General features: G+C 53.8%; 4 protein-coding genes. All 4 read right to left on the bottom strand.

Translation table 11 applies throughout. The features are described from left to right. Positions 1 to 96: 96 nt before the first annotated feature. Positions 97 to 2,889, bottom strand: coding sequence for a phospholipase D-like domain-containing anti-phage protein (locus QZP87_RS01385; RefSeq protein WP_291321133.1), 2,793 nt, complete (start codon positions 2,887 to 2,889; stop codon positions 97 to 99). Position 2,890: 1 nt separating this feature from the next. Beyond that, positions 2,891 to 5,953: an anti-phage-associated DUF1156 domain-containing protein gene (locus QZP87_RS01380; protein WP_291321132.1), complete on the bottom strand. Its 3,063-nt coding sequence runs from the start codon at positions 5,951 to 5,953 to the stop codon at positions 2,891 to 2,893. Continuing rightward, on the bottom strand, positions 5,940 to 6,581 hold the full coding sequence (locus QZP87_RS01375) for an anti-phage-associated DUF3780 domain-containing protein (RefSeq protein ID WP_291321131.1): 642 nt from the start codon (positions 6,579 to 6,581) through the stop codon (positions 5,940 to 5,942). Before QZP87_RS01375 ends, QZP87_RS01380 begins: the two co-directional genes overlap by 14 nt. 24 nt (positions 6,582 to 6,605) lie before the next feature. Beyond that, a partial coding sequence (locus tag QZP87_RS01370; RefSeq protein ID WP_291321130.1) for a chitobiase/beta-hexosaminidase C-terminal domain-containing protein occupies positions 6,606 to 7,925 on the bottom strand: 1,320 nt, incomplete at its 5' end.

Genomic DNA, 7,925 nt, shown 5'->3' with positions numbered 1-7,925 from the left:
TAAGTTTACTCAAGTTACATTACTCATCAGATGCCACAAGCCATCAAGCCGGTCAATCCGTGGATTTTGATGCTGGTCATAAAAAATGCAGACCGGCTATCCTTCCCCAGCAGGACTTTTTGTTCCCCAGCCCTGGCGCATGAAGCTGTCAATCCGGCGGAGGGAGAGGACCCGGGTGCAGTTGCGCCAGTCGTCCTCCCGGGCGTCCAGGTTGCTGTTGTAGCGGATATCAAAGCCGTTCACCCGTTTCTGGGCCTCGATGTATTCATCCATTTTAGCCCCGATGAGTTCCTCGTTTTCTATCCATTCATCTACAATGGTGTCCGGCAGAGACCCCAGGATATCAAAGCGGTCTTTCATTCGCTCCGAGAGGCGGGCATAGATTTTTTCGTCCAGTGTATCCTTGTACACCAGATTGAGCATATCCACGCTGGCCCTGACCTGCCCGAAACGCTTTATTCGCCCGATACGCTGCTCCAGCCTGGTGGGATTCCAGGGCAGATCCACATTGATCAGTGTACCCAGCCGCTGCAGATTAAGCCCTTCACAGGCTGCATCCGTGGCCACCATTATACTGACGTCCTGCTCTTGAACCAGGTTTTTCAGATGTTCACGCTCGGCTTCATTCTGGTTGTCAGGACCACGATAAAGGGCGCTTTTCCCGGCTCCGGCATAAAGCCCCACAAGCTCATCCGGAAACATGGCAGCCAGATTGTAAGCCACCCAGGATGCGGTATCATAATACTGGCTGAAAATAATACATCCATACCTGAGCCAGTCCTCCTCCACCAGGTAGTGCTTTACCGCCTTGAGCTTGGGGTCCTGGTCCCGCATCTGGCTCAGGGCCTGGATTAACTTATTAAGCCAGCCCTTTTCTTCTGCAGTGATCTCATCAAGGTTTTTTAGGGACTCCCCGTCCTGGTCCTCAATCTCCCCTCCCTGCAAGATCTTTTGGGCTGTGCTCAGACCTGCAATGCAACTGGAGCAAAGACGCTGGGTCATCAGGGTCTTCATGAAGCCAGCCCCTCCGACCCTGCGGCCATAAGCCCTGCCAAAGGCCTCTGCCGCTTCGTAGGCCTGATCAAACCAGTGCTCGGTCTTCAGGGCCTGTTCCTGGAAAAGGGCTGCAAACTGATGAGGCTCCCGGCTGCGATCATGATCAGGATGCAGATCTACACCGATTCTTTGCAGCAGACCGGATTCTTCCAGAACCCGGCGCTTGCGCAGGACCACATGCCGAACCACAGGGTTATGGCGCTGAAAAAATTTTGTTCCTTGCACAGGTTCTTCCAACAGGTCCTCAAATTCTTCCCGCACCGCTTCAGGCAGATCAACAACAGACCCTGTTGCCTCAAATGTGTTTTCACGCAGACCCATCTCAGCCCGTATATTATGAACCAGACGTCTGAAATAGCCTTCACTGGACGCATCCACCGGCGGAAGGGGGGGGCGCAGGAATTTCCAGGCCTGCTCCAGGTCCCGGGGATGGTCTTCCCCGGTAAGCAAAGGCCTGGCCTGAGCCGGGATATGCCAGGGGCTGAATTCATTGCCCAGAACAAAGCGGCCGTCTCCCCGGTGCAGGATTGCCAGTTGACCCCAAAGGTCCTCAACCCGGGTCTGCATGGGGGTAGCAGTTCCAAGCAAGACATGGCGGGAGCGACCGGCTGCGTCACGCATAAACTTGAGCAGGGCGTTGGGCTCGCCTTCATTCCTGCCCAGCGCCTGCCTGGTACGGGCCTTATGTGATTCATCCAGAACAAGGATATCGAAATTTATCTGGGAGAGCAGTTCTTTTTCTGTAGTGGGCTGCACAATGAGACCGGTGGAAATGATGCCGATCCTGAAGGGGCAACGCCCGATCTGCTCGGCCCCCGGGGGCGAGATAAACAGGCCCTGCGGGTCCAGCCAGACTTTTTTTCTTGAGTCCCAGCGGGCACAGGGAATGCCCAGCTTGTCCATCATTTCCGTCTGCCACTGTTCGGTTAGAGATGCCGGGGCAAATATAGCAATGGGCCTTAGCCTGCAGGAATTGCCGGAAGACTCTGTTTTGTCTGCATCCAGAAGAGCCAGGGTCAAGGCTGCTGTGCCCATGGACAATGTTTTCCCCAGGCCTACTTCATCCGCCAGCAAAAGCCTGACCGCTCCAAACCAGCCCCGGTGCTTGACGCACTCGGTCACGAAGGCCCGCTGCCAGGGCTGCAGACAAAGCCCTTCCCTGTACATGGGAGCTTCCACCAAAGCGGCCGGGGCCAGGCTGTGATCATCTTCTTCCTGGCCCAGTTCAATTTCAACCCTCCAGGCGCGCCTGCCAAGTTCCTGGGCAACAACCCGGGGCAAAGGCACCGCCTTTGCCCACAAGGCTTCAAATTCAGCCTCGATCCAGTCAATACCCTCCGGGCTGTGATCTTCCCATAAAATCTCGTAATGCTTTTGCCACCCGGACCTGGTTTCGTTCATGGAGCCGATAAATCCCAGGCGGGAACCGTCTTTCTTCCAGATAACCCCGGCCTTGCCGTGCACGAACCCGCAGAATTCATCCGGAGCCACCCTTATGGCATCGGGATGCCGGGTAAGAAATTCATAAAGCCATTGATAGCGGGGTTTGTTCAAAAGGGAGTCAACTTCCACGGCCTGACTGTTCAATCGTCCCAGGAGGCTGGCTTCCCGCACCCGGGCGATTTTTATGTCTTCGGCCCGTACGTCGGAGTTGCAGACAATGCGCACGTCTGGAACCCCTTCGAGGTGTTCGGCTGCGATTTCAAAAAGGGAAGAGGTAAAGTATCCGGCAATACGGTAATAGCGGGTGGCATTCTGGAGGTGCCTGGCGAGCATTGTCTGATCCAGGCGGTGCGTCCTGGAGGAGTACCGCTGAATATCCCCCGGAGTCATGTCAGATGCCCTCGTTTCGTATGCGGTTGGCGATGATTTCCGCCTTTTGGGCCTCCTGCGGCCTTCTGCTGATGAGCATGTCATGTATGTACCGGGCCATGGCCAGCAGGTGGGGGCGTTTGTGGAAATAGGTCTCATCCAGGTTGGAGCGGATCTGCCCGAAAACAACCCTGGGCTCCTTGTCGTTCATGAGCTCTTGAATGGCCAGAAGCAATTCGCCCAGCAGTGTTTTGCCCAGCTCTCCCCCGGCAAGCTCTCTGGGTTTGAAATCCTTTGCTCCTTTGAGTCTTGCGGCATTGGGTTTCATGGAGGCCATAAGGGGCTGATAGTCCACGTGAAATGCCTTGGAAAAATTCTGGTAGTTATCCAGCTTGGCGGCTCCGCCCTGCTCAATGGCCAGCATGCGCAGGTAGAACCGCTCAATCCCTGTAATCTCAGCCCATGTGTTGGGATCAAGTTCCTTGAGCCGCTCCGGGATGAGAAGGTTATTGGCGATCTCCGAGGCATATTCTACAATGTCGTCTATCACGGTTTTATGTCCCTTCTGCCTGGGCTGAAGGGACAGTTGGGCAACATCCTTGCCGTCTATTTCGCTATAGCCGGTCAGCACCTTGAGGGCAGCGGCATAACCGGCCATTTGCAGGTCAGAATCATTGAATACGGACTTGCCGTGAACTTTGGCCTCGTCATTGAGACGCATCATGGAGTCTATCTGGGTCTGGACTTCTTTGCGGATCCTGGGCAGCAGACGCTGTTTGAAGCTGGATTCTTCCTGAAGACGCTTGCGCAGGACAAGGGTGACAGTGCCCTGGACGTGGCCGCCGCTTTTAAGGGCAGTGCTGGTTTCAGTAGCGATATACCAGGCCCCCACCACCCTGAGCCCCGCAGCCCAGAAAATAGAAACCATATCCGACCAGACTCCGGTATCCTGATGGGTAAACATGACGCATTGCAGGCCATTGTCCGGCATATTCCCGGCCATGGCGGAATATGCATCCACCATGCTGCGGCGAAAATCATCTCCCGAGCCCTTTATGGCCAGGAAACGGCGTGAATCCCAGATCCATTCATCAAAAGGCGGGGGCGGATTTTTGCGCAGCCAGGCAATGAAGTATTCGGTAATTTCGTGATAATTGATAGCATCGGCGTAAGGGGGATCGGTTACCCATATATCACTGTATTCTGTAACCTTGCTGCATTCTTGGGTTTCAATTTTTGAATTTGAACTTATTGTAAATATAGGTGTTTCATAGCGAGCTAAATATCCAAGCATTTCGAAGGTACTCCGGCATCCATAGTTATAAAAAGTATTTAGTGCTTGATTGTCAAACACTTGAGCAACTTTTTCTGCTGTAATTGCGACACCAGGTTTAGCTGGCGAACCAGGAGTCCAACGACATATCTTGGATGAGCGATCAAGTGCTTTAGCCAATTGATGATAAAGACATGTCAAATGATTATTGTGGAAAGCTACTAAACGCAATGCTTTAAAAAAAAGTAGTTGCCTTGCATTAAATAAATGATGCCAATACCGCCATCCTCGTTCACGATGTAGACGGGTCGTCTCATCCCCAGGCTCAATAGGCATGTCCGGGACCAGACCTTGCTCCTGCCAGTCTGCCAGGTTTTCCTGAACAATCTGTTCCACCTGCCGTTCCCGTTCAAGATCCTCTTCGGTTACAGAAGCAAAATAGGTCTCCTTGCGTGATTGATCCAGCGATTCCCTTGTAATCCATTGAATGCAGTACAGCCGTTCCTGAAAGATATCATCCGGGCGCGGTTTGAAGTCCAGCTTTTCCCATTGGCGCAGTTTGTTTTTGGGGTTGCCCTCTTGGTCAGTATAATCCCCGCGCAAGGTCCGAATGGGAGTGCGATAGGTCTGTCCATCCAGTTCATAGACAAGTTGTCCGTTTTGCACCGTGCCCTGTTCAGCAGCCTTCATTTCCTGGCTCCCGGCTCCTGACACTACCTCTATGTCAAACCGCTTCTGGTCATGGTTGGGAATCAGCCTGGCATAGGCATTACGGTTCTTGGAAATAACCCAGCTTGGGGCCATGGGCACCATCCAGCCGGTTTCCGGGCAGCGGGTTTCCAGGCAGTACAGGTAGGCCTTGGCCCGGTCTCCCCGGCTGTTGTGCTCGATGCCAAGCTCGACAATCTCACGGTCCACGGCTTCGGCGACTTCCTTTTGGGCATTTTCTATTTCAGCCCGTTTTTCAGTAGATGCGCCGACAATATTCAATGCTCCCCAGGTCAGCATACAGGCTACGGGGTTCAGGTCCGAGGCATACACATCGCAGCCCAGACGGGCCGCCTCAAAGGGAATACTGCCTCCACCGCAGAAGGTATCCCCCACTCGGGGCCTGCGCCCATATCTCAGGATGCCCAGCTGCTCCACCAACTCTTCATGGCTGTAAGCCTCAATGCCCAGGTGTCCCAGATGCTTGTTCACGTCCTCCCAGACAGGGCCGTACAGAATGCCGGGATCGCATTCTTCCGGCCTTTTGCAGAGCCTGACCTTTTCTTCATAAGGCATATCCTGCATGGCCCGGGCAAGGAGACGATGCTTGTCCGCCGGATCAATATTTCTTTTCCAGCGAAGGGAAAGAAAGGGGTGGTGCTCCATATTTATTGGAAATGTAATAGCTTCAATAAGAAGTGCATATGCATCATCCTCGGCATCAATACTGGATATGGTATAATTAAAATATTCCCAGGGAAAGATCTCGTCTATCTTTGAGGCTAAATCCCTGGGTCTGAGCCCCGGCTCCCGCCGTCCAAACGCGGCATCGTCAATACCCATGAGCTTTTCAAATATATCCAGATCCGCTTCCATGTCGTCAGTGACCGGGAGTAATCCGGCCAGGACAATGGCCCGGACCATAATCAACGGCTTGCGCCCCTTCCAGTAGGAGCCAAGGGCAGTCAAAGTCTGCCCTGCACCTGCCTTTCTTTCTTTCTGGGCCTCTGCGGAAATCTTCTGGGCCGGAAAAACCCGCTCAATAAGAGCCGGGGTATCCGCGAGAGCCAGGGGTTTTAAATTGGGCTGCTTATTGGTCTTCATGGCTGCTATCCAGGACATATTTGAGCATGGGCATTTCTTTCTTTTTGTCCTTGAGAGGTTTGTCTTTTTGTCCGTTGGAGGACCTGGGGCGACGGATGACCTTTTCAGGAGTATCTCCCAGGGCATAACCCAGGGCGGCCCTCCATCCCCGGCCTTTGTCCTCCGGAGCCCCGGTTGCAGCAGCGGTCATGCCGAACAGCCACCAGCGCTCTTCAGGACGCAAGGCCATCCAGTTCCTGAGGACCATGCCGATTTTCACATGGGACACTTCTTCCAGGGCCCAGGCCAGGATGCACAGCTCCTTTCCCAGCAGCCTGTCCACCGGGTTATCTCCTGATTTCCAGCGTCCGGAAGCCAGATTGTGGGCCTTGAGACGCTGATTGAACAGTTTCATTACCGGCCCGGAAATCTCGGTCCAGACTGAGCGGGCAACCACAGCCCGGTCCAGCACCTGGCTGTCCCCGCCCTGAGCGTGCATCCCCAGATCTTCGGTAATACGCACTTCCTGACGGCTGCCCCGGGGTATGCTGACCACGAAATGATGCGGAGCAAGACCTACCGGCACACCAAAACCCACTGTGGGGTGAGACTTTTTATTGTTGCCTGCGGCCTTGGGAGTTTGTTCCATACTTGGTTTTTTCCGGACAGACCTTTATTGTTCGACTTTATTCGGTGTGAGTTCAATGCCGGCCAGTTCGGCAAAGGCTTTAAGATCAAATCCGGTTTCAAAGTCAGCACCGTCTCGAATGGTCACCTGAACCAGGGCATTGGGTTCGCCTATGTTTTCGCGCATGGCGTTTATAATCCGGCCCAGCATCTCCGGACCCACATAACGGTCATTAAAACGAACCTGAACAGCCAGCTCCCCTTCCCCTACATTCAGGGTCACACCATGAAAAAAGACATTATCCCTTTCCTTGAATCTTGAGATCAGATCGAACACCTTGTCTGTGGAATCTAAGCGCACCTTCTGGTTTATCAACCTGGCCGCCCTGGTTTCATCCAGTTGTGCCCTTTTCTGTCCTTTTTCAGGAATGTTAAAGGTCTGCTGCTCCGAGGCTTCCCCGGCAACGGCATGGACCTGGAGAACGGCTTTGTCATCGGATACAGGTATGGGACCGTCGTATACCCGCCCCTCCCTGGGATTTGTTCCATCCAAGGTGTAGCGGATCTCCGCGGCAGGAGTGGATTTGAGCTCCACTTTGCGCTGGTCGGGATAATCGCGTACCTGATGGCGGATTTTTAGCCTGGCCACCCATCTGACAGGTTCACCGCTCTCATGTTCCCCTGTGGTATCAATGGTAAGAAAATAAAGTGTGGGGGACTGGGTGTGAAAAGCTTCCAGATCCTCCACTGCCGGATCTGATTCAGACACCGAGGAGGTGGGGGCATAATGCACTCTGGGCGTGGGACCGGCATTTCTGGGATTCAAGGTCAGTACAATCTCCCCGGTTTTATCATCAGTGAATTGTTCCACTACATTCAGAGAAGTTTTCTCCTTGGGAAATGGTCCTTTTTCCACATGACCATCTGCTGATTCCCGCCAGCGCCCCTGGGCCACGGCTTGATCCTTGAGCTTTTCCAGCCCCTTGATGCCAGGCATCCATGGCCAGGCCGGATTGCTCTTGGCCCGCATCTGGATATCCCTCCAGGGAGTGCGCCTGTCATGCCTGGGCCAAAGGTCTTTTTCAGCCATGGCGAAATAAGGTGTGGGATCATCCAGCACATCCAGGGCCAGCTTGTGATCGCAGCGCATGCTGGCCAGCATGGCCTCAATCTGTTTTTCCACGGTATCGTCGGCGTTTTGTCTGAAATTAAGACCATTTTCAATGGTGGCGGCCTGAAGCCCGTCTTCATTGGGATAGAAAAGCCGGTTGTAAGCCCCCTGCAAGGCCTGAATAAAGGACTCTTCACATTGTTCCCTCATTTCCCGGGCCTGTTCAAAAAGGGTATCACCGGGGCGCAGGCTCTT

The sequence above is a fragment of the Desulfonatronospira sp. genome, assembly GCA_003563255.1.
Classification (GTDB): Bacteria; Desulfobacterota; Desulfovibrionia; order Desulfovibrionales; family Desulfonatronovibrionaceae; genus Desulfonatronospira.
Note: the sequence above shows the minus strand (reverse complement) of the source record. Positions and strands in the feature narration are given on the sequence as shown.